The following is a 21,822-nucleotide window of genomic DNA, read 5'->3' on the forward strand; positions in this document are numbered from 1 at the left end:
ATCCGAAGTGTAGATTAAAACAAAGAATCTTTACGTAAACGTTCCACTTCCCATTGGAATGTGATTTCTCTCAGTTGAGGAGTATTTCCTTCCACAGTTCCAACTAGAGAATAAGTCGATTCTTTTCCATAACTATCAGGCAACCGTTTCAGAATGAATTTTCCTGATTTGATGAGTTCAATTACATGTAGTAAAAATGGATCCTTTTCTTTTCGGCTCATCTCTTCCATTGCATAATAGAATGTAGATAAACCTTTATAAAACCAATCAATGTATTCGTTTTTGCCACGTGGCCAAATTTGTTCCAATCGAATCTCAGATTCTTGCACAAGTGACTTACCTAAAAAAGGTTTTTGTAATACACGGCATTGGAAATAAATTTCAAAATTCAAATCCCTGTCGCCACCCTTTTCAAAATCTACACCTATCCACCTGATCCAAGATTTTTTTTCTTTGATGGGAAGGGCAGGAATGAGTGCAAACAAATACCCTTGGTCTTTAAAAATCCTTTCATGAGCCAAATGTTCCAAAATTTCAAGTGGGATCATATAATGACCCTTTGACCATTCAATCACATAAGGAATGGATTCTAATAATAAATACTCTGGTGGTGTTTCCGTGCGAGTAATATCACCAAACTGAGTTAAAATGAAGATGAAGGAAAGTAACTCTTGGCGACTGAGACTTGACAAAACACTGACAGAACCACTTAAGTTTTGCAGAGCTCTTCGAATCATCAAATGTTGTTGGAGTTGAGTTTGGTTTTCAGATAAAATAATCCCTAGGTGTTTTTCAAAATTACGAAGTTTAGACCGTTCGCAAGATTTAAAATTTCCTGAGAGACTAAATGGCACTTACAGAGCTCTCCTACCAATATCTTTTCGATAAAATGTATTTGGTGCTTTTATTTTCGATAGAAATACATAACAATCATTGATGGCATCTTTTAAACTAGATCCAAAGGATGTGATCCCAAGGATTCGCCCACCACTTGCGAGTAGGGTAAGGTTTTCTTTTTTTGTTCCCGCATGGTAAACTACCACATTTCCTTCGTTTGGTGGAATTTCTAACACCATTCCTTTTTCAGGAGCATCAGGGTACCCTTTTGCCGCAAGTACAACAATCGCAGAAGACCCAGATTTCAATTTTAAATTCCGTTCTGGTAAATTGCCAGTAGCAGATGCATAAAAAATCGGTAAAATGTCTTCATCGAGTAATCGTAACACACATTGTGTTTCAGGATCACCAAACCGACAATTGAATTCAACCACATTGGGTTCTCCTTCTTTTGTGATCATTAGTCCCACGTATAAAAGCCCTTTGTAAGGATGTCCTGAGTTACGAAAATCCTCTAACATTGGTTCGATGATTCTTGATTTTACTTTTGAGAGAACAACATCAGTCACAATTGGTGCTGGTGCATAAGCTCCCATCCCACCTGTGTTTGGTCCAATGTCTCCATCGTAAGCACGTTTGTGGTCTTGGGCAGCAGGCAAACACATGTATCTTTCCCCATCTGTAATGACAAATAAAGAAGCTTCTTCCCCTTCTAAAAAGGATTCAATCACAACTTTGTTTCCACTTTGACCAAATTTTGATTCTAAAAATATTTCATCTAAGGCTCTTTTGACTTCTTTTAAATCAAAAGCTACAGTAACACCTTTTCCCGCTGCCAAACCATCTGCTTTCACAACCATTGGCAAAATTTCTTTTTGAGCATAACTCCAAGCCGATTCATGATCGGTAAACACTGCAAATGAAGCTGTGGGTACTTTGGCACGTTTCATCATTTCTTTTGCAAAATGTTTACTACCTTCCACCTGTGCACAATACGCAGATGGTCCAAAACAAGGGATTCCAACTTCTGCACACCAATCAGCTATTCCATTCACAAGTGGATCTTCTGGACCTACAACCACCAGATTGGTTTTGGAAACCTTTAAATATTCTAAAAATTTGGTTTTATCGGTAATCGAAATTTCATCTGCTCCTAGCAGGAGCTCCGTTGCAAATCCTCCATTTCCAGGGAATACTTTCAAAGATTCCAAAGAATTGGAGTTTAAGATCACGTCCGCTAACGCGTGTTCCCTGCCACCACTTCCGAGAAGTAAAACTTTATATCTATGTTCCAATTTTTTCTAACGCCCTAACTGTACTTTCTAATTTCTCTTTCCAAGTATTATACTTTTCTCTTTCTTTCTCTACCACATCTGGTTTTGCTTTTTCCAAAAAGGATGGATTGTTGATTTTGTTTTCTAACTTTTCCATCTCGGATTGGATTTGTTTTTTTTCTTTTTCCAATCTTTGTTTTTCCTTTTCAAAATCAAAAATCCCTTCGAGTGGAAGGATGATTTCTCCAATCGAGAATGCACCTACTGAGTCAGTGTTTTTGAGTTCATATGATTCCAGAAATTCTAAACTTTCTGCTTTGGAAAGTTGTAGGATGGATTTACTTTCACGTTCCATCATTTCTTTTAACTCTTTGTTTACACACTTGAGGATGACCTTACATTTTTTCTCAGGTTTTACTCCGAGCTCTGCACGCATGTTTCGAATTTTGGTAATGATCTCACGAACAAGTTCCATCCGAACCACTGCTGGTGAGAATTGCGAAACTCCATAGGCTTTTGGAAATTCTGTTTTTGCGAGTTCCTTCGACTCAAGAAGGGAATGGATTTCCTCTGTGATAAATGGCATAAAGGGATGAAGGAGTCCGAGTGATTTTTTTAAAACACTCACAAGCACTTGGCGTGCTTTCTCCGCAGACTCTGGTGTGACATTTCCGTACACACGAGCCTTCGTGAGTTCCAAATACCAATCGCAAAACGAACCCCATACGAAATCATAAATGGCATTTGCCATTTCAAAGAAAAGGTAACCAGAGTATGCCTTTTCATACCGACCAAGCATCAAATCAAATTCATTTAAGATCCAAAGGTCTGTATCTTCCAATGTATGTAAATCAGGTTCTTTGGGAGAAAAGTCTTCTGGCAAATTCATAAAAATGAATCGACTAGAATTCCAAATTTTATTACAAAAGGAACGATAACCATCTAATCTAGATTCGTCGAAGAGAATATCTTTTCCTTCTGGTAACACAGCTGCCAAAAAAAATCGGAAAGAATCCGTTCCGTATTTGGACATCATATCCAAAGGATCCACTACATTACCGAGTGACTTACTAAACTTCTTTCCGTCTTTATCGCGAACAAGACCATGGATGAGCACTTTATGAAACGGGACATCACCCATAAATTTGAGTCCGTTCATAATCATACGAGCGACCCAAAAGAAGATGATATCAAAACCAGTGACTAAAACTGAAGTGGGGTAATACTGTTTGAGTTCTTCTGTTTTCTCTGGCCAACCAAAAACAGAAAACGGCCAAAGCCCAGAAGAAAACCAAGTGTCTAAAACATCTTCGTCTTGTTTGATGGTATCAGCAGTAATTGAGATTCCTTTTTTCTGAAATAAGGAAATGGCTTCTTCCAAAGACTCAGCAACCACCATATCACCGTTTGGTGCATAATAAGCAGGGATACGATGACCCCACCACAATTGCCGAGAAATACACCAATCACGAATATTTTCCATCCATTCAAAATAGGTTTTTTCCCACATCTTTGGTTGGAACTGAACCTTCCCTGATTTTACAACTTCAATTGCTGGTTTTGCAAGGGATTCAATTTTGACAAACCACTGTGTAGATAACAATGGTTCAATGACGGCTCCCCCTCTTTGGTTGTGCCCGACACTATGGACATGGGTTTCAATTTTTTCAATATAACCTTTGGATTCTAACTCTTCCACCACACGTTTTCGCGCTTCAAATCGATCGAGTCCATTGTATTTCCCTGCGAATGAATTTAGGGTTCCATCCAAATTCATGATATTGATCGGTGTGAGATTTAATCTTTGGCCAGCTTCATAGTCATTCGGGTCATGGGCCGGTGTGATTTTCACAAGACCTGATCCAAACTCTTGGTCTACAAAAGAATCAAACAAAACTGGAATTTCTTTTTCAGCGATCGGCAAAAAGACAAATTTACCTTTTAATGCCGAATAACGTTTGTCATCTGGGTGAGCACAAACCGCCACGTCACCAAACATTGTTTCTGGCCTTGTTGTTGCCACAACAATGTATTCCCCTGAACTCAATGTTTTTGGGTCTTTGGATTTGAATTCAGCTTTGGGATATCGGATATGATAAAGTTTGCCTTGTTTTTCTTTGTATTCTACTTCAATATCGGAAATGGCAGTTTTGGTTACAGGGCACCAATTGATGATCCGTTCCCCTCGATAAATCAAACCTTCATCAAATAATGTGCGGAACACTTTGATGACTGCTTTAGATAAACCTTCATCAAATGTAAAACGTTCTTTGGACCAATCAACAGACTCACCGAGTAACCGTTGTTGTTTGGCAATCATTCCACCTGAATGTGCTTTCCATTCCCAAACTTTTTCTATAAATTCTTCACGCGTAAAATCAGTTCGGGATTTACCTTCTTTAGCTAACTCACGTTCTACTACGACCTGTGTAGCAATACCAGCATGGTCCATACCTGGAACCCAAACTACATTTTTCCCTTTTTTCCGTTCAATGCGAATGATGATGTCTTGGATTGTATGATTGAGAGCGTGCCCAATGTGCAAATTCCCTGTGACATTTGGTGGTGGGATGACGATGGAAAAAGTTTCTCCTCGCGAAGTATCAGGAGCAAAGGTTTTTTTTTCTTCCCAGATTTGGTTCCACTTTGGTTCTACAGATTCAGGATCGTAACGGTCAGGTAGATGTGATTTCATAAGGTCGATCGATTTCTTGGACTTTACTATGTTTCGCAGTGAGTATTGGGGTCAAGGATGAAACAAAGTCCTTTAGGTTCGCATTGACAGAAAGCTGGACTAAAAGAATCTGGTCGGCATGAACGCAAAAACAGCAAAAATCCTCGGTAAATATGCAACCTTCAAAGGTGTTTCAGAGAAACAATTGAAACGTGATTGGTTGTCTCTTTCTCACATCGAGAAAGACAAAAAAAGACAAGAAATCTTAAAAGAAATCGCGAAAAAATAATCGAAGCGGAAGGATTCTTCCGCATTTTTTATGGAACACCGATTCCAATCGATTCTTTCGCTCCTCTTCTTGAGTATCACACTTCTCCCTAGTTCTTACTGCTCCAAACAAAGAGACATAATTCTAACTCAATTCGATACATCACTAGCGAAAGCTAGTTCAGAAAATCGAAAACTCATCGTTATTTTTGGCGCGGATTGGTGCCCCGACTGTAAGGCATTAGATGGAATTTTTGCAGATCCAGAAACCAAAACTTTACTCGATTCAGAATTTGTAGTGATGAAGGTTGATGTAGGTCGTTTTGATCAAAATCTAAGCCTCAACGAACAACTAGGAAATCCAATTCAAAATGGAATCCCATCGCTTGTTGTTATCTCACCCAAAGGGGAATTCATAACTTCTACAAAAGGTGGTGAATTCTCTAACGCAAGTAAGATGACAAAAGAACAAGTGCTCGCATATTTATATAAACTGTAAAAAAAAGGAAACATAATGAAACTAAATACTCCAATGAATCTAACACGTTCACTCTCAATTGCATTCAAACTCCTTTTCCTTTTTAACATTTTGGTTGTTTCTTCTCTCATGGCCGAAGAACCGACAATCCAAACTTTGAAAGTTGGTGACTCACTCCCAGAAATTCCTTATACCAACCAATGGGAAGAACCAAGTCCCATCCCAAAGGAAACCACTAAAGTATTCTTCATTTCGGATATGGATGCGAGTAAAATCATCCATCCCATCCTGGAGAAGGAAAACAAAGGGTATTTGGAATCCAAACAAGCAGTTCTTATTTCCGACATTCATAGAATGCCAAGCCTCATCACAAGATTTGTGGCTCTACCTAAAATGAAATCCTATCCATATACACTTCGTTTGGTGAGAGAAGAAAAGTTAGCAGATCCATTTCCTAGGACAAAAGGTTCAGTGACAATGATCCAATTGAAAGAGGGAAAAATCACAAAAATTCAAATTTCAAATGTTGAAAAGGAAGTGAAGGATTTTTTAGAAAGTTTGTGATAGCAAAAAATTAAGTAAATCCGATTCCAAATGGAAAAAATTTTTCAATCTAAGCTAAAAACATATCTATACTATTCTATCCTTATATGTTTCCTAATTAAATCTATCTTCTTTCTCATTTCTTCACCACTAAAAGGATATGCCAACAATTTTGATGCGAATCGATATACAAGATGTTATGCTGTCTTCCCTGTAGACAACTCACTAATCGAAAAAGCACATAGTAAACCGATCCGAGAATATGAATACAAAGGTTTTTTTAACAATCCATTAATTGAATACGATTTTGACTCGTGTTTTGTAAGCACTGAACTCATATTTCAATTCCCTACATTTTTATACTCAGCCATTTTAAATGAGAAATTTCAATTAGAATCGATCGGAATCGTTCGTATTCTCTCTATCGTTATATTTTTAATTTTATTTCATTTGAAGAATCGACTGTCTACTTTTCAGAAAGTCCAGATTTTAATATTAACGTTTTTAATTTCCGACCCAGCTGTTTTACTCTATTTTAATACATTTTATGCTGAACCCGCGGGAATCATCTTTTTAACATTTCTCTTCATTATCTTATCTCAACTTCAAATTAGTTATAACAATAAACTTAATTTCTTTTTATTCTTCTTTGCCATTCTTCTCTTTTTTACGAAAAAACAATATTCTCCATTAGCCATTGTTTTTATCGGCGTAAGTATTTTTTATTTCATTAAGAGGAATAGGACCAAAAGAAAAACACAACTTTCCAAATATGTTACTATCGTAACTATAACTCTGGTTAGTAGTGTTTTACTTTATAACAAAAGTCATTATGATGATTCATTTATTAAGGAAATTAATAAAACAAATACGATTTTAGGATTTATTTTTAAATATTCCAAACAATCACAAATTCAAGAAAATTTTCAATTAAACAAACAATGTGACAATTACATTGGCAAAAATTGGTTTGAAGGTCAATTCTGGAATGGCCATCCATGCCCTGAGATCACGGAAATTGGGTATTCAAAATTAATATTATTTTTAATGAAAAATCCAAATTTGTTTTTTGATTTAACCAATCATGCGCTCATTGAAACAAAAGGATGGATCAACTTTGAATACCCACAGACAGAAGAAGGCAAATTAGAGGATCATATTTTTACTCTAAACCATCAAATCATAGAGTTACAAAGTCAGTATTTTACTAATTTATTCTATATACCTATTTTTATCTTTATGTTGTTATTAACTCCAAATGTAAGGAAATATTTTCCCGTCAAACAATACTTAATCACAATCGTGTTACTTTATCTTAGCTTTTATGCAACCATTTTCGGTGATGGAACATTTGAACTAACAAAACATTTGTTTGTTTTTTATTTTATCTTCTTATACTTTTATTGTTCCTTATCATTTGAAATTTTATTTGTTTTTCTAAAGGAAACCAAATACCTATTTCGAAAGACATTCTAATTCACATTTGAATTTTTTCTAATCATTGGGAATTTCACAATTTTCCTTTGGTTCAGGATCGATGTGTCGCCTATTTAAGCTCAATTCAGTTACTTTTTTCTATCATTTTACAAAATCTACTTGATAACGATGTTCTTGATTCTAACCATTTGTCCTTAAAATAAATCTGTAACTAAAGTAAGAGAGATCCCTTATGGCACTTCCTAAAGTATGTGTAATTGGAGCTGGTTCTTCTGGAATCACCGTCATCAAATCCTTAAAAGAACACGGCATTCCGTTTGATTGTTATGAAAAGGGAAGTGATGTAGGTGGCAACTGGCGTTACAAAAATGACAACGGCCTCAGTAATATTTATAAATCCCTACACATCAACACTCATAGGGACAGAATGGAATACCGTGATTTCCCAATGCCAACAAACTACCCTGATTATCCCAACCATGAACCCATCCAACAATACTTTTTATCCTATGTAGACCACTTTGGGCTTCGTAAACACATCCAATTCAAAAACGGAGTGAAAAAAGCAGAACGAACAGAAGATGGACTTTGGAGGATCACTCCCGAAAAAGGACCCACTCAAATCTATGACGTGTTAGTTGTTGCCAATGGCCACCACTGGAGTGAACGTTGGCCAGACCCTGCTTTCCCGGGAAAATTTTCTGGCCAAACCATCCATTCGCATTCCTATGTAGACCCAAAAACACCTGTTAACTGTGAAGGGAAAAACGTAGTGGTTCTTGGAATGGGGAATAGCGCCATGGATATATCTGTCGAATTATCAAGACCAGGTGTTGCTAAAAAAGTATTTTTGTCCGCAAGGAGAGGTGCATATGTCATCCCCAATTATCTCTTTGGAAAACCCTTAGACAAATTAACCGAATACACTCCACATTGGGTTCCTTTTTTCATCCAACAAACACTCGCTCACCTTCTCATTCGTTTTGGAGTGGGGAAAATGGAAGACTTTGGTTTACCAAAACCAGACCATAAATTTGGATCTGCTCACCCAACCATTTCCCAAGACTTACTTGTAAGACTTGGTCGCGGTGATATCAAACCAAAACCTGTCATCACCGAACTCCGTGGTAAAAAAATTGCCTTTGCTGATGGCACCGAGGAAGAAGCAGATGTTTTGATCTACTGCACAGGGTACAATATCAAATTTCCTTTTTTTGAAGAAGATTTTCTCTCTGCACCAAACAATTACATCCCACTCTATTACAAAATGATCAAACCCGGAATCAATAATTTGTTTTTTGTGGGCCTCATGCAACCGTTAGGTGCAATTATGCCACTGGCCGAATGCCAAGGAAAATGGATCTCCCAATACCTGACTGGAAACTACGTTTTACCATCTCAGGAAGAAATGGAAAAAAGCATTCTAAAAGATGAGAAAGCGATGAAAAAAAGGTATGTGAATAGTACAAGGCATACCATCCAAGTGGACTACGATAGTTTTTTGTATGATATGAAAAAAGAAATGGAACAAGGCAAAAAAAGAGCAGCGAAGGAAGGAAACCATTTGCCAATCGAAGCACGTGCCCTGTACCATTCAGAGAAGAGCCATGTTCCTTCTTCCCGCAAACAAAAGCAGTTGGTATCCAAGTAAAACAATCCGTTTGTCACGTTTGTATGAACACACAATCTGTTTCCTAACACTTCTCATCCTAGGAACAGGTTGTGCCTCCAAAGGGTATTCCTACCAAGGGAATCCACTTTTTGGTTGGATGGAAGCATCTGGGGAAGTACGAACCACTGACCCGTTTCCGATCCTCAAACGGTACCCAACCTTTCATGCCATCGACTTTGAATTTCCTGTAGGGGGAAAGTATGCGGATGGGTATTACCTAGCGCAAAAGTTTGGGGTCGAAAATGCAAAGTTTGGTGGCCGAAAACACTTAGGTGAAGATTGGAATGCACTCACTGGTGGTGACTCTGATTATGCAGCCCCAGTGTATGCTTTTGGTAATGGGGTGGTTTCCGAAATTGCCGATTATGGTGGTGGTTGGGGAAAAGTGATTCGGATTGTACACCAACAGAATTTGCCAAATGGAAAATTCTATTATTTAGAAACGGTTTATGCCCATCTCCACACAATCGATGTAGAACCAGGCCAACTTGTGAAAAAAACCGAATGGATTGGAACCATTGGTGATGCGGGGGGAAGTTATCCCGCCCACCTCCACTTTGAGTTACGATCCAAAATTGGTGCCCCGTTAGGTGGGGGTTATGGTCTCAATACAGATGGATTTTTACCACCAACTCGGTGGCTTATGCAATACGGTCCCAATGAAAAGTCATTTAGCGAAGAGACCTTCCAATGGATGGGAGAAAAAAACGGAACCCTTTGAAGGAATCGTTAGAGGTAACGATTCAAACAAGAAACCGAATTTTACGTTTAAAAGCTTCTGATAAACTCCAATACTTCGTCTTCTTTTTCAGCATTTGTGTCATAAAAATTACAATGGATTTCGTAAAGGTCTTCCTGATCTACTTTCTCTGACTTTAAGGTTTTCACAAGAAAGTCAATAGAACCTGTCATCGAAATCATTTTTAAAGAGATTCTTAAAATCGAAGGCACTTCAATGTCATAAGGATGGAAAAATTTGATTCCCCTGGCACTGATATGTTTTTTCGAATCATAATCCTTTAATGATTCCAATTGAACTTCAAATGTAGAGGGAATTTCGGTATAATGATTTGGTTTCATGGTCTTAGTGTATACTGCAACAAACATAGGATTCAGAATACTCGTATTCAATTACTATTTTATTACGGATGTATAAATCTTTATGCAAAAACGACATTAAACCCTGCAAGTAAGACAAGTAAGATCACACCCCAAGCCAAAATCCGCGGATCCCAGAAGGCATTGGTTTTGTCTCTGTTTGCATACACTAACCCATGTAAGTCTCTGGTTTCATCCTCATTTTCGATGATACTGACAACAACCATCACTAGAAAACAAAACACACCCGAATAGATTGCACCATAAAAATTGGATACCATATCCGATTTGTAAGATAACATATTGTTAACATACAAAAAGTAATGGAATAGCCCACTTGCCGTCCCCACTAACATCCCATAAAAAGCACTCCACTTGGATGCTTTTTTCCAAAACATTCCCAGTAAAAAAATCGAAATCAGTGGAGCATTAAAAAAGGAAAACAACAACTGAATGTAGTTCATGATGTTTTCAAATTGCATCGCAATGTAAGAAGTGAATATGGCAAACACAACCGCAACCATCGTACTTTGTTTTCCTATTTTTAAATATGTTTTGTCATCCTTATCTTTGCTAATGTAGGTTTGGTAAATATCATATGTAAAAATTGTATTCATCGCTGTTACAGAACTAGACATCCCCGCCATAAAGGCAGCGAGTAGTGCCGTTGTGCCAAGACCGAGCATACCTGATGGATAAAAGTTCTTTAATAAAATGAGAAAACTTTTATTATACTCTCCATTCATTTCTGTGGAGTATTCCGCAAGTGCAATGAGTCCTGGAATGACAGTGAGAAATGGTAAAAATAATTTAAACATTGCACCGATGAGTGGTGTTCTCCTTGCGGCTCTATAATCTTTTGCGGCCATTGCCCTTTGCACTTCTGCAAACCCACAAGTCCAATAGGAAAAAGACAAAACAAATCCAAGTCCCACAGTCACACTTAAAACATCCCAACCAAGTTCATTTTGTCCACCAGGTAAACCTACCCACATATGTTTGTGTGACTCTGGGATTTTTTGCATGAGACCATCCCAACCACCTAATCTCGTTAAGCCGACAATGACCAATGGAAACAGTCCGAGCACAGTTAGAAAAAACTGCATCACTTCTGTATAAATGGAGGAACTAAGTCCACCGAAGTATGTATAAATGAGAACGATGAGGGCACTAAATAAAATGGATAGGTGCGGGTTCCAACCAAATAAGGTTTCAAACACAAGGGATAAGGAATACAGATAAATCCCAGAGCCCAAAGCAAGAGATAACAATGTGATGAGTGAATTTACGAGATGGGCTGGTCTATTAAAACGGTATCGCAAGTATTCGGGAACACTTCGTATCTTTGTAGAATAATAAAACGGCATCATAAAGATCCCAAGAAAAATCATCCCTGGAATGGCACCCAAGTAATAAAAATGAAAGGTCAAAAACCCGTATTCTGCCCCACTCGCACTCATTCCTAACAATTCTAAGGCGGAAATATTGGCAGAAATGAACGCAATCCCGGTAATCCAGCTGGGGATTTTCCGCCCTGCCAGTAAAAAATCCGTAGAATGGTTCATGGATCGTTTCAAAAGCATCCCAATCACCACCATAAAACCTACAAATACAAGGATGATCGCGTAATCAATGGGCTTTAAGGCAACAAACATAGGTTTGAAAGGGAATCCGAGAAAAAGACTTTGTAAAGTGGAAATCCCAAAGAGGGGGTCTCCCCCCATATTTTCCTTAAAAATTTTCCAAAGTCGCCGACAAACCTAGTAACACTTTCTTTGAAAAAGACTTTTCGAATTATGTCACATTGATAGATTCGGAACCACCAGGAGGATCTATGTTCTACCTTCTCTTAGCCCTTCTCCATGAAGATTATGCTTCTGGGAGAATTGATTTTGCTACCTATTTTGAAAATACGGTCCTCCTTGCCCTCGACCACGAACGCATCAAATCCAACTTAGAACAAAGCAAAGCCGCCTAAATCTAAGCCTGACATCTAATTCCTGGGGGTGTACAACCAGTCCTTCCAGGAATTTTCTCCTTGTTCTGGGAAGTCCTCTCTGTACGGTAACAGAAAAATCATTTCTCAGGAAGATCCAATGACTTCGGCAAAACTCCTTACCGGTACCCTCCAAAATTCGCAAAAATTTTTCCTTCAATTCGGAGGACAGGGTTCCCCTTACCTCAAAGAACTCGTAAAATTGTATGCAGAACCAGAATTAAAAGAATTTTTCGAAACTAGTTTCAAAACACTTGGTGAAATCGCAGCGCGTGATGGAAAAAACCCTCTCCTAAACGAAGGACTTGATTTTAAATCATGGATTGAAAATCCAGATGCAGCACCAAACGAAGATTATTTGGCACGTGCACCTATTTCTGTTCCTGGGATTTTTATGACCCAAATTGCAAACTATGTTTTAGTTTCCAAACGTGGTTACCCAACTGCTGAACTTATGAAAGCAACTGGTGCTGCCAGTGGTCATAGCCAAGGAGTCATCGCATCTGCACTTGTGGGTCTTGGAAAAGAAGGAGCAGATTTCTTAAAAGCTTACTCAGACTTTTTAAAATTTGTTTTTTATCTTGGATTCAATGGACAAAAAGTATATCCTAACTTCCAAGTTTCCGAAGACATCGTCAAAGAAAACGAGACAAACGGTGACAAAAATCCAGCACCAATGGTGGCTGTGATTGGTTATACAAAAGATGAACTCGAAGACCGAGTGAAAAAAACAAACGAATCTCTTGGACTCAAAGGCCAAGATACAGTATTTATCTCTCTTTACAACACGCCTGATTCGATGATTCTTTCGGCACTTCCATCTTCTCTTCTCGCCTTCCGTAAACAATGGAAAGCTGAAATGGACGAAAAGAAATTTAAGTTTGTCTACTTAAAAACAACTGCACCTTTCCACTGCCCATTTATGGAATCTTCACTAGATAAATTCAATGCAGACGATGCATCTGTGGTTCCTTTCCCATACACTGGTGCTGACTTAAAAGTTCCTGTTTACAGCATCTACGATGGTCATAATTTACAAAAAGATGGAAATCTTCGTGATATCCTATTCAAAATGGTACTCATTGAACCACTTTATTGGGATTTGGCGATCGCTCCTATTTTTAACGACAGTGCAATTACTACCATCATTGACTTTGGACCAAGTGTTGTGAGCCAAAGACTTACAGGTGGACACCTCAAAGCAAAAAACATCGAAAAACAATCTTTATGTGCTTCTAACGCAAAAGAATTAAAGGTGATTCTCGAAGTTTAATGAACCCTTCTACAGCTCGGGCCGCTTCTAAATTAAATCTAATCCGCCTTCTGGCTTCCCACCCAGAAGGATTGTCTTTAGAAGAAATCCAAGGAGTGACGGGACACAAATCCATCTCCTCTCTCAAAAAAGATTTGGGAGAGTTGTATATGATTGAGATGTATCCGTATTCGCCATCAGATGCCGTAGATTTAGACTTTGATGGTGATAAGGTTAAAATTAGACTCCCCATCGCAGTTGACTCTGCCCTTCCCCTTTCTCCTAAAGAATGGGCAAACCTTCGTTCTCTACTTGTTTCCGAGAAAGGCCAAGAAAATCCTTCAACCAAACAATCCATCTTACAAAAAATAGATTCTGTTTTACCATCGGGAGAATGGTCTCCTCATCAAAAAACAAAAGAAATGATCCAAGATGCCATTCGTTCCAAAAAAACACTAACAATTGTTTATTGGAAACGAAATACAAAAGAAAAGGAAACAAGAACTCTTGCTCCTTGGTTATTACTGGAAGAAAATGAATCTTACTTACTAGCGTATGATGTGAATAAGGAAGGATTTCGTTCCTTCCGATTGGATTACATTTTGGATGTAACTCTCACCAATTTAGATTTTCCCAAAATACCAGAAACAGCTGGTGAGTTTTTAGTTGGTTTCCAACAAAAGTTTCAAAAAGAATCAAGTTCCGAAACAAATGTAACGCTTTGGGTAACAGACTCTGCTTCCTATCATTTGGGACTCAAACTCCCAATCAAAGAAACAGGGAAGACAAAACAAATTAGAAACACAATGTATCGACAGTTCCAAACTCCGATGCGAGATGAAAATTGGCTCATCCAAACCATCCTGGGTTATGGTCCTTCTGTTTTAGTAGCGGAACCAAAAGAAATCCAAGACTCCATCAAACTCCATTTACAATCCATTTCTCTTTCGAAACAAAACGACTCCATCTCACACTAGAGGTTATCCTTTGTTAACCAAAACCCATGCAAAGATTAACATTGGTTTGGTGATTCCTTACAAACGGGAAGATGGACTTCACGAAATCCGTAGTGTATTTGTTCCCATTGACTTTGGTGATCCCATGGAAATCCAAATCGAATCGTTACCAAAAGGGAATGAATCTAGATTTGAATTCCATTCCGTGAACCATTTACAAGGTTACCGGCATGACTTGTTTGAAGCCGTTTCGGAACGAGGAGACCTTTCTCGGAATATCCTGGCAAAATCCTTTGCAAAACTAAAACCCCATTTCAAAACACCGATCCAAATCACCATCCACTTAGAAAAATTTCTGCCTCCTGAGGGGGGAATTGGTGGTGGTAGTAGTAATGCAGGTGTGTTTTTACGCCATTTCTTCCCTTACACGAATCTGAACCCAGAAGAACAAATCGTTTTAGCCAAATCCATCGGAGCCGATGTGCCTTTTTTCCTCCAAAGTTCACCTTGTTTTGTGAGTGGGATCGGAGAGGTCTTGGAACCAATTTCTGTTGCCAAAGGGTTTGGCATTTTGGCCATCCCTCCGTTTGGATTATCTACAGGTTCTATGTACGCAGGCCTTCAAAAAAGTTTACAAAAACCCTATGGTTCCGAAGTATGGAAATCTCTGGCAGAGGATTTAATTCGAAGTCTTCACGTCGGGGATTGGGCTTACCTGCAAAACAGGCTAGAGAACGAGTTTGAAAAAATCGCTTTCCAGACCCAACCCTTACTAAAGGAATTGAAATTAGGGTTCTTTGAGTCGGGAGCAGATTTTGCTTCTCTTTCAGGTTCTGGTTCTTGTCTATACGGCATTTACAAGGCAGAAGGGAAACGAAACGAGGCCCTTCCCAATGTTTCCCATCGATTCCCGAATATGGAATTTCGAACGTTCTCTTTTTAGAAACTGGCCTGTAGCCAAGCGGTAAGGCAGCGGTTTTTGGTATCGCCATTCCCTAGGTTCGAATCCTAGCAGGCCAGCCAGTTTTAAAAGATCCGATAGAACGAAATGAACCTACATAATACTGTAACTGCTGTTATTTTGGCGGCGGGGAAAGGAACTCGAATGAAGAGTGAGCTTCCCAAGGTTGCGGTTGTACTGAACGAATCTCCACTTTTACTCCACGTTCTTCGTAATATCGAATCCGCCGGCATAGGCCGAAAGGTTGTTGTTGTCGGTTACCGCAAAGATATTGTCACAGACATTGCAAAATCCTTTCCAGGTGTTGAGTTTGCAGAGCAGACAGAACAACTAGGAACTGGACATGCAGTGATTTCTGCAGAGAAACAACTCGCACCATATACTGGTTATACGATTGTTGCTTGTGGAGATGCACCACTGATATCAGCATCCTCATTTTCAAATCTCATCGAACACCATAAAACCAATGGTTATGTAGCAACAGTTCTTTCCGCAAAAATGGAAAACCCTACTGGTTACGGTCGTATCATTCGGTCTTCGGATGATGGAAGTTTACTTCGCATAGTAGAAGAAAAAGATGCCAGTACCGAAGAAAAAGCCGTAAACGAAGTGAATACCGGCACTTATTGTTTTAATACTGAAGATCTTTTTGGAGCACTCAAACAAATTGGAAACAATAATGCACAAAAAGAATATTACCTCACTGATGTGATTAAGATTTTCCGAAATGAAGGGAAAAAGGTTGGAGCACAAACTTTAACCAATGCTTTAGAAAGTCATGGAATCAATTCTCCTGATGATTTGGCACTTGCGAAACAATATATAGATAATGGGTTGGTTGGAGTATGAATCCTAGTGAAGTCGTAGTATTTTCTGGTAATGCAAATAGACCTTTAGCAGAAGAAATCTGCAAAAACTTAGGCATTCCTAATGGTCAAATTTCGGTGAAACGATTTTCTGACGGAGAAAGTTCTGTCAAAATCGAAGAAAACGTTCGTGGCCGTGATGTATTTGTAGTTCAATCCATTAGTTACCCAGCAAACGACAGTTTGATGGAACTTTTACTCATTATCGATGCTGCAAGAAGAGCTTCTGCTCGTCGTATCACTGCTGTCATTCCTTATTATGGTTATGGACGCCAAGACAGAAAGGTAGAACCGCGGGTTCCCATTTCTGCTCGTATGGTTGCTGATCTAATCGAAACAGTTGGACCTGATCGTGTTCTCACGATGGACCTGCATGCGGACCAAATCCAAGGATTCTTTCGCATTCCAGTCGACCATTTGTATTTTTCACCAGTACTCGCAGAGTACATCAACTCACTGGGGATGGATGATCTTGTGATTGTATCTCCAGATTCAGGTGGAGCAGAACGTGCTCGTAATTTTGGTAAAAAAGTAAACGGATCTCTGGCGATCATCGACAAACGTAGACCAAAAGCAAACGAGTCGGTTGTGATGCATGTGATCGGTGACATCAAAGACAAAAATTGTTTGTTACTCGATGACATGATTGATACCGGTGGAACCATTGCCAAAGCAGCAATAGCACTCTATGAAAATGGAGCTAAATCTGTTTTGTGTTGTGCATCCCACGGAGTATTGTCTGGTGAAGCGCCATCAAAACTCAATGAGGCCAATTTTAAACAAATTGTTCTCTCCAATTCCATCGCCATTCCCGAGAGCAAAAAAATAAATCACTTGAAAACGCTCTCTATCGCCCCACTCTTTGCAAAAGCCATCGAGCGGATTCATAACGAAGAATCAATCTCTAGTCTGTTTTCATAACTTTAAGGAACATAATCATGGAAAAAATCACTATCAAAGCACAACCAAGAACTTCAACAGGAAAAGGTCCTGCCAGAAGAATGCGTGTGGAAGGTTTAGTACCGGCTAACATCATCGGAAACGGTGAGGCAAAATCGGCAAGTGTTGTCGAAAAAGAAATCCAAAGACTTATCGACTCCGGAATTCGTAAGGCAACTCTCATTGACCTTGAACTCGACGGAAAATCGGAACGAGTTTTCGTAAAAGAAATCCAAAGATTTCCTCACACAGGACAAATTCGTCATATTGACTTTTACAAAGTGACTCCAGGTAAAAAAATCCAAACAACTGTAGCGATCAAAACTTCAGGTGTTGCAAAAGGTTCAAAAGCCGGTGGTCAATTCGAACACTTAGTTCACGAAATCAAAGTGAAGTCTACTCCAGAAGATCTTACGGACGTGATCACTGTTGATGTAAGTGGTCTTGATGTTGGAATGATGATTAAAGTTTCTGAACTTCCACACCCAAAATCATGGGAAATCTTAGTGAATGGTGATCCGATTGTTGCATCATGTAACAAAACGAAAGCGATCCTAGCAGCTGAACGTGCGGAAAAAGCAGAAGCTGATGCCAAAGGCAAACCAGCAGCTAAAAAAGCGGCTAAGAAGTAAGAACTACTTTTAAGAACCAATGAAGTTAATTGTAGGGCTGGGAAATCCTGGCGATAAATATAACAACAATCGATCTAACATTGGTTTTAAGATTCTTGATGTCATTGCGAACAACATTGGCATCGAAATCAAAACTAAAAAGAAAAAATCACTCATTGGACGAGGTGACTTTGAAGGGGACGAAGTGGTTTTACTCAAACCACAAACCTTCAGCGAACTCTCTGGTGAGTCTGTCCTCTACATTGCCTCCTTTCTCAAAATCCAAGTCAAAGACATCGTCGTGATCCACGAAGATGTGGGACTGGAACTAGGCCAAATCGTCGTCACAAAAGGTGGCGAAAATGACACAAATCCCGGGGTAAACTCGATTTCTGTCTCATTACGTTCTCCTAACTTCATTCGCATTCGGATCGGCGTTCTTAATTCCAGCTACAATCCGAAAAAAAGAGAAGATTTTTTACGTGAAGATTTTGAGCCTTTAGAGAACCTGAGTTTGATACAGATCATCAATGACGCTGAAGCGGCGATTCGTTCGATTTCCATGGGGGATATCGACGAAGTGATTCAGAAATATCACCTTTGATTGTAGTCTAATCTTCGGAAGTCTTACATGAATAAAAACATCAAAACCGTATTCCTATTTTTACTCGTATTCCTTGTCATTTTGGCAACGGTTTACAAAGGCCAAGACTTTGCCGGTAAACCCGACGAAATCAGTTATTCCGATTTTTTGAATATGGTAGAACCCATTGAAGGGAAAAAACCCATTGGGAAAATCACTTCTAAAGATGGGAAAGACATTTCATCTAAACAACAAATCATCATTGATAAAGAACTCATCGAAGGTTGGTACATTCCTGAAAATAGTAAGGACAACAAACCAAAACCATTCAAAACCAATGTAGCACAAGTGAACGATGATTTGGTGACAAAACTTCGTAAGTCACGCCTTAGTTTCACAGCAAAATCCACTGAAGAAAATAAATTTTGGAGCGTTGTATCAGGCATTATACCTTGGTTATTTGCTCTTGGGATCATTTGGTTCATCATGATGCGCCAACTCCAAGCATCTGGTAACAAAGCATTTACCTTTGGTAAATCTCGTGCCAAAATGAATGTCGATCCTAAAGTAAAAGTAACCTTTAATGATGTTGCTGGTTGTGAAGAAGCAAAAGTAGAACTACTCGAAATCATTGAATTTTTAAAAGATCCAAAAAAATTCCAAGCCATTGGTGCAAGGATTCCTAAAGGAGTTCTACTCGTTGGTCCTCCAGGTACTGGTAAAACCTTACTCGCAAAAGCAGTTGCTGGAGAAGCAGGTGTTCCGTTTTTTTCCATCTCTGGTTCTGACTTTGTGGAAATGTTTGTGGGTGTAGGTGCATCTCGTGTGCGCGATCTTTTTGACCAAGGAAAAAAGAATGCACCTTGTATCATCTTTATCGATGAGATTGATGCTGTGGGTCGACTTCGTGGTGCAGGCCTAGGTGGTGGACACGACGAAAGGGAACAGACCCTCAATCAGATGTTAGTTGAGATGGATGGATTCGAAATGAATGAAGGTGTCATCGTAATGGCGGCAACAAACCGCGCTGATGTCCTTGACCCAGCTCTCCTTCGTCCAGGTCGTTTTGACAGACAAGTGATTGTAGACCTTCCAGACTTAAAAGGCCGTGAAGAGATCTTAGCTGTTCACGCGAAAAAAGTGCCACTTGTTTCTGATATTTCTTTAAACTCGATTGCTCGCGGAACTCCTGGGTTTACTGGAGCAGATCTTGCGAACCTCATCAACGAAGCAGCCCTTCTTGCAGCACGACGTAACAAAAAACGTGTGACCCAAGAAGAACTCGAAGAAGCTCGTGATAAAGTGATGATGGGTCCAGAACGTAAGTCGATGTTCATCTCTGACAAAGAGAAAGAAATGACAGCTTACCATGAAGCGGGTCACGCTCTTCTTGGCACCTTACTGCCGTATACCGAACCAGTTCATAAAGTTACGATCATCCCACGCGGAAGAGCGCTTGGACTCACACAATCGCTTCCTGTAGAAGATAGACATTCGTATCGTAAAAACTATTGTTTGGATCGAATTGTGATGTCCATGGGAGGATACATCGCCGAAGAACTCATCTTTGGTGACCCATCCAATGGTTCTTCTAATGACATCCAACAAGCAACCAACATTGCGCGCCGTATGGTTTGTGAATGGGGTATGTCTGAAAAACTCGGAACCATTCATTACGGATCGGGAGAAACATCACCGTTTATGGGAAGGGACTATGGTCATACAAGTAAACCTTACTCAGAAGAATTTGCGGCGATGATTGACCAAGAAGTGAAACGAATCATCCAAACTTGTCTCGACAAAGGTCGTGATTTGGTGAAAAAGAACCAAAAGAAATTGGATTCCATTGCGAAAGCACTTCTTGCAAAAGAAACCATTGATGCACAGGAACTTATGGACATTGTCCAACCATCCTTTGATAAATATGCGGATTCCAAATCGGGACTCGGTGCAAAAAAAGGCAAAGGTGCTTCTGCTGCAAAACCAGCTTATTCTTCATAAAAAGATTTAATGAAGTATTGGCTCTTCAAAACAGAACCAGATGTCTTTTCCATAGACGACCTAATACGAGAAAAACTCTCGTATTGGGAGGGAGTCAGAAATTACCAAGCACGTAATTATCTTCGCGATGAAGTGAAGTTAGGTGACTTGGTTCTGTTTTATCACAGTCGCTTAGAACCACCAGGTGTTGTAGGCATCGCAGAAGTAGCAAAAGAAGCAAGTCCTGACCCCTACCAATTTGATCCAAATCACAAATACTTTGATCCTAAACTGAAAGGTACGGAACCAAGATGGTTTGGTGTTCACCTCAAACCTCATACAAAATTTGATGAACTGATCTCACTTGATCTTTTGAAAAAAACAAAAGGTTTAGAAAAGATGGTAGTGACCCAAAAAGGATCGAGATTATCGATCCAACCGGTCACCAAAAAAGAATTTGAGATTGTTACAAAACTAGCAGGCGTTACTGTAAAATAACCAATTCAGGTTTCCAAGTAATAACCTGCTATGAAATTTAAGGTTTTCCTGTGAAAACCTGTACTGCTTTGACTTTGTCTACATCAAAGAATTTTTTATCCTTATAAAAATAAGCCCCTGCTCCCATATAATTAAACTCTGGATTGAGGATGTTCTTTCTGTGCCCTGGAGAATTGAACCATACTTCCACCACAGCTTTAGCTAAGCTTAAGTATGTATGGTTTGGAATAGGTGTTCCTGCCTTTGTATAACTAAAGAATTGACCACCATTTTGTGCAGGTGTGAAAACAGGTCGTCCACTTTGGTATTGGATTCCAAAAGCATTGATGATATTTTCAGCGGAATAGGTTTCAGAAACACCTACCAAATCCAAACGATCCTTTAGTGTTTCTTTACCATTCACAGTGCTTGTATGGGAATAAAAATCATAAGTCACCATGTCCTGAGCATGTCCAAAGGCAGCTTGTTCACATCGTTCTGAATACTTAAATGGTCGTAAGCCCAATTGTTTTCTTTCTTTAGATGTTACATAAAATATAGCAGCATTTAACAAAGGATAGTCTACTTTTGCAAAATCAATTGTCGCATTTGCAGGGCCATAGGATGGAAATGTATCCTCATTAAAAGACTCATATTGTTCTACTTTCCATTTGTCGGAATCGGGAAGTTCCCTTCCATCTTCTATACTTTCTAAAAATGCTAAGTTAGGATCTTGTTTTTCAATCACCTCTTCTACTTTTTTTGGTTCTTCCACTACGACGACAGGAGCCTTTTTGACTTCTGGAGATTTGCACAAAGTGAAAACAAAGAGAGCTAAAAAACTAACTCCAAGCAGAGAAGTTTTTATTCCTTTTGGTAGTGGTGTTTGGTGATTGTTTGTGTGTAATTTCATGGCAACTC

At 39.1% G+C, this 21,822-nt stretch carries 22 protein-coding genes and 1 tRNA gene; 17 read left to right on the top strand and 6 right to left on the bottom strand.

Annotation, left to right across the window (positions count from 1 at the left end):
- Window positions 1-14 precede the first annotated feature (14 nt).
- The 3 genes from DI076_RS12560 to DI076_RS12570 are packed head-to-tail and all read right to left on the bottom strand — an operon-like array spanning window position 15 to window position 4,806.
- Complete coding sequence (locus DI076_RS12560) at window positions 15-854, bottom strand: hypothetical protein (protein ID WP_108960171.1); 840 nt, start codon at window positions 852-854, stop codon at window positions 15-17.
- A complete protein-coding gene (gene purD, locus DI076_RS12565) occupies window positions 855-2,132 on the bottom strand; it encodes a phosphoribosylamine--glycine ligase (protein ID WP_108960172.1) in 1,278 nt (425 codons plus the stop codon). It abuts the gene before it with no gap.
- Window positions 2,122-4,806, bottom strand: a complete 2,685-nt coding sequence (locus DI076_RS12570; RefSeq protein WP_108960173.1) for a valine--tRNA ligase — start codon at window positions 4,804-4,806, stop codon at window positions 2,122-2,124. Before DI076_RS12570 ends, purD begins: the two co-directional genes overlap by 11 nt.
- A gap of 118 nt (window positions 4,807-4,924) precedes the next feature.
- Here DI076_RS12570 and DI076_RS20150 point away from each other — a divergent pair, with 118 nt between their 5' ends.
- The 6 genes from DI076_RS20150 (at window position 4,925) to DI076_RS12595 (ending at window position 9,903) form a co-directional block, all read left to right on the top strand.
- Window positions 4,925-5,074 (top strand): hypothetical protein, encoded by a 150-nt coding sequence (locus tag DI076_RS20150; RefSeq protein WP_012387282.1) that lies wholly within the window; start codon window positions 4,925-4,927, stop codon window positions 5,072-5,074.
- Window positions 5,075-5,104: 30 nt separating this feature from the next.
- On the top strand, window positions 5,105-5,551 hold the full coding sequence (locus DI076_RS12575) for a thioredoxin family protein (protein ID WP_108960174.1): 447 nt from the start codon (window positions 5,105-5,107) through the stop codon (window positions 5,549-5,551).
- A 15-nt stretch (window positions 5,552-5,566) separates the two neighbouring features.
- Window positions 5,567-6,094 carry a hypothetical protein gene (locus DI076_RS12580; protein WP_245918412.1) on the top strand — a complete coding sequence of 176 codons (528 nt, stop codon included), beginning with the start codon at window positions 5,567-5,569 and terminating at the stop codon, window positions 6,092-6,094.
- A 30-nt stretch (window positions 6,095-6,124) separates the two neighbouring features.
- On the top strand, window positions 6,125-7,549 hold the full coding sequence (wsfD, locus tag DI076_RS12585; protein WP_108960175.1) for a glycan biosynthesis hexose transferase WsfD: 1,425 nt from the start codon (window positions 6,125-6,127) through the stop codon (window positions 7,547-7,549).
- A gap of 193 nt (window positions 7,550-7,742) precedes the next feature.
- The gene (locus DI076_RS12590) at window positions 7,743-9,161 is read left to right on the top strand and encodes a flavin-containing monooxygenase (protein WP_108960176.1); all 1,419 of its coding nucleotides are present in this window, start codon (window positions 7,743-7,745) and stop codon (window positions 9,159-9,161) included.
- Window positions 9,118-9,903, top strand: a complete 786-nt coding sequence (locus tag DI076_RS12595; protein WP_108960177.1) for a M23 family metallopeptidase — start codon at window positions 9,118-9,120, stop codon at window positions 9,901-9,903. The genes DI076_RS12590 and DI076_RS12595 overlap by 44 nt, the downstream gene beginning before the upstream one ends.
- A 47-nt stretch (window positions 9,904-9,950) precedes the next feature.
- Here DI076_RS12595 and DI076_RS12600 read toward each other — a convergent pair whose 3' ends face one another.
- Together DI076_RS12600 and DI076_RS12605 are read right to left on the bottom strand one after the other, a co-directional pair.
- The gene (locus tag DI076_RS12600) at window positions 9,951-10,262 is read right to left on the bottom strand and encodes a hypothetical protein (RefSeq protein WP_108960954.1); all 312 of its coding nucleotides are present in this window, start codon (window positions 10,260-10,262) and stop codon (window positions 9,951-9,953) included.
- An 80-nt stretch (window positions 10,263-10,342) separates the two neighbouring features.
- Complete coding sequence (locus DI076_RS12605) at window positions 10,343-12,004, bottom strand: sodium:solute symporter family protein (RefSeq protein WP_245918413.1); 1,662 nt, start codon at window positions 12,002-12,004, stop codon at window positions 10,343-10,345.
- A 110-nt stretch (window positions 12,005-12,114) separates the two neighbouring features.
- On the opposite strand from DI076_RS12605, the gene DI076_RS20155 reads away from it, so the two are divergent.
- The 11 genes from DI076_RS20155 to DI076_RS12655 all read left to right on the top strand — a co-directional run bounded on the left by DI076_RS20155 (window position 12,115) and on the right by DI076_RS12655 (window position 20,922).
- Window positions 12,115-12,258 carry a hypothetical protein gene (locus DI076_RS20155; protein WP_015677411.1) on the top strand — a complete coding sequence of 48 codons (144 nt, stop codon included), beginning with the start codon at window positions 12,115-12,117 and terminating at the stop codon, window positions 12,256-12,258.
- Window positions 12,259-12,376: 118 nt separating this feature from the next.
- Window positions 12,377-13,549 (top strand): ACP S-malonyltransferase, encoded by a 1,173-nt coding sequence (locus DI076_RS12610; RefSeq protein WP_108960178.1) that lies wholly within the window; start codon window positions 12,377-12,379, stop codon window positions 13,547-13,549.
- Window positions 13,549-14,505 carry a helix-turn-helix transcriptional regulator gene (locus DI076_RS12615; protein ID WP_108960179.1) on the top strand — a complete coding sequence of 319 codons (957 nt, stop codon included), beginning with the start codon at window positions 13,549-13,551 and terminating at the stop codon, window positions 14,503-14,505. Before DI076_RS12610 ends, DI076_RS12615 begins: the two co-directional genes overlap by 1 nt.
- 10 nt (window positions 14,506-14,515) lie before the next feature.
- A complete protein-coding gene (locus tag DI076_RS12620) occupies window positions 14,516-15,427 on the top strand; it encodes a 4-(cytidine 5'-diphospho)-2-C-methyl-D-erythritol kinase (RefSeq protein WP_108960180.1) in 912 nt (303 codons plus the stop codon).
- Window positions 15,428-15,431: 4 nt separating this feature from the next.
- Window positions 15,432-15,507, top strand: a tRNA-Gln gene (locus tag DI076_RS12625).
- 25 nt (window positions 15,508-15,532) lie between these two features.
- Entirely contained in the window at window positions 15,533-16,294 is a 762-nt protein-coding gene (locus tag DI076_RS12630; RefSeq protein WP_108960181.1) for a sugar phosphate nucleotidyltransferase, read from the top strand.
- Window positions 16,291-17,232, top strand: a complete 942-nt coding sequence (locus DI076_RS12635; protein ID WP_108960182.1) for a ribose-phosphate diphosphokinase — start codon at window positions 16,291-16,293, stop codon at window positions 17,230-17,232. Before DI076_RS12630 ends, DI076_RS12635 begins: the two co-directional genes overlap by 4 nt.
- Window positions 17,233-17,249: 17 nt before the next feature.
- Entirely contained in the window at window positions 17,250-17,882 is a 633-nt protein-coding gene (locus tag DI076_RS12640) for a 50S ribosomal protein L25/general stress protein Ctc (RefSeq protein WP_100719236.1), read from the top strand.
- 19 nt (window positions 17,883-17,901) lie between these two features.
- Window positions 17,902-18,465: an aminoacyl-tRNA hydrolase gene (gene pth, locus DI076_RS12645; RefSeq protein ID WP_100719237.1), complete on the top strand. Its 564-nt coding sequence runs from the start codon at window positions 17,902-17,904 to the stop codon at window positions 18,463-18,465.
- A gap of 27 nt (window positions 18,466-18,492) precedes the next feature.
- Window positions 18,493-20,445: an ATP-dependent zinc metalloprotease FtsH gene (gene ftsH / locus DI076_RS12650; protein ID WP_108960183.1), complete on the top strand. Its 1,953-nt coding sequence runs from the start codon at window positions 18,493-18,495 to the stop codon at window positions 20,443-20,445.
- A 9-nt stretch (window positions 20,446-20,454) separates the two neighbouring features.
- Window positions 20,455-20,922 (top strand): EVE domain-containing protein, encoded by a 468-nt coding sequence (locus tag DI076_RS12655; protein WP_108960184.1) that lies wholly within the window; start codon window positions 20,455-20,457, stop codon window positions 20,920-20,922.
- A 37-nt stretch (window positions 20,923-20,959) separates the two neighbouring features.
- Here DI076_RS12655 and DI076_RS12660 read toward each other — a convergent pair whose 3' ends face one another.
- Entirely contained in the window at window positions 20,960-21,814 is an 855-nt protein-coding gene (locus tag DI076_RS12660) for a CAP domain-containing protein (RefSeq protein WP_245918414.1), read from the bottom strand.
- Window positions 21,815-21,822 lie beyond the last annotated feature (8 nt).

Origin of the sequence: Leptospira ellinghausenii (assembly GCF_003114815.1) — a bacterium.
Taxonomy (GTDB): Bacteria; Spirochaetota; Leptospiria; order Leptospirales; family Leptospiraceae; genus Leptospira_A; species Leptospira_A ellinghausenii.

Excerpts from the sequence above, each read along its gene's own strand:
- ftsH (WP_108960183.1), top strand. The coding sequence starts at position 18,493 with ATGAATAAAAACATCAAAACCGTATTCCTATTTTTACTCGTATTCCTT.
- DI076_RS12600 (WP_108960954.1), bottom strand. The coding sequence starts at position 10,262 with ATGAAACCAAATCATTATACCGAAATTCCCTCTACATTTGAAGTTCAA.
- DI076_RS12635 (WP_108960182.1), top strand. The coding sequence starts at position 16,291 with ATGAATCCTAGTGAAGTCGTAGTATTTTCTGGTAATGCAAATAGACCT.
- DI076_RS12570 (WP_108960173.1), bottom strand. The coding sequence starts at position 4,806 with ATGAAATCACATCTACCTGACCGTTACGATCCTGAATCTGTAGAACCA.
- DI076_RS12630 (WP_108960181.1), top strand. The coding sequence starts at position 15,533 with ATGAACCTACATAATACTGTAACTGCTGTTATTTTGGCGGCGGGGAAA.
- DI076_RS20155 (WP_015677411.1), top strand. The coding sequence starts at position 12,115 with ATGTTCTACCTTCTCTTAGCCCTTCTCCATGAAGATTATGCTTCTGGG.
- DI076_RS12575 (WP_108960174.1), top strand. The coding sequence starts at position 5,105 with ATGGAACACCGATTCCAATCGATTCTTTCGCTCCTCTTCTTGAGTATC.
- DI076_RS12660 (WP_245918414.1), bottom strand. The coding sequence starts at position 21,814 with ATGAAATTACACACAAACAATCACCAAACACCACTACCAAAAGGAATA.
- DI076_RS12580 (WP_245918412.1), top strand. The coding sequence starts at position 5,567 with ATGAAACTAAATACTCCAATGAATCTAACACGTTCACTCTCAATTGCA.
- wsfD (WP_108960175.1), top strand. The coding sequence starts at position 6,125 with ATGGAAAAAATTTTTCAATCTAAGCTAAAAACATATCTATACTATTCT.
- DI076_RS12595 (WP_108960177.1), top strand. The coding sequence starts at position 9,118 with ATGTTCCTTCTTCCCGCAAACAAAAGCAGTTGGTATCCAAGTAAAACA.
- DI076_RS12605 (WP_245918413.1), bottom strand. The coding sequence starts at position 12,004 with ATGGGGGGAGACCCCCTCTTTGGGATTTCCACTTTACAAAGTCTTTTT.
- DI076_RS20150 (WP_012387282.1), top strand. The coding sequence starts at position 4,925 with ATGAACGCAAAAACAGCAAAAATCCTCGGTAAATATGCAACCTTCAAA.
- DI076_RS12615 (WP_108960179.1), top strand. The coding sequence starts at position 13,549 with ATGAACCCTTCTACAGCTCGGGCCGCTTCTAAATTAAATCTAATCCGC.
- DI076_RS12655 (WP_108960184.1), top strand. The coding sequence starts at position 20,455 with ATGAAGTATTGGCTCTTCAAAACAGAACCAGATGTCTTTTCCATAGAC.
- DI076_RS12590 (WP_108960176.1), top strand. The coding sequence starts at position 7,743 with ATGGCACTTCCTAAAGTATGTGTAATTGGAGCTGGTTCTTCTGGAATC.
- DI076_RS12610 (WP_108960178.1), top strand. The coding sequence starts at position 12,377 with ATGACTTCGGCAAAACTCCTTACCGGTACCCTCCAAAATTCGCAAAAA.
- pth (WP_100719237.1), top strand. The coding sequence starts at position 17,902 with ATGAAGTTAATTGTAGGGCTGGGAAATCCTGGCGATAAATATAACAAC.
- DI076_RS12640 (WP_100719236.1), top strand. The coding sequence starts at position 17,250 with ATGGAAAAAATCACTATCAAAGCACAACCAAGAACTTCAACAGGAAAA.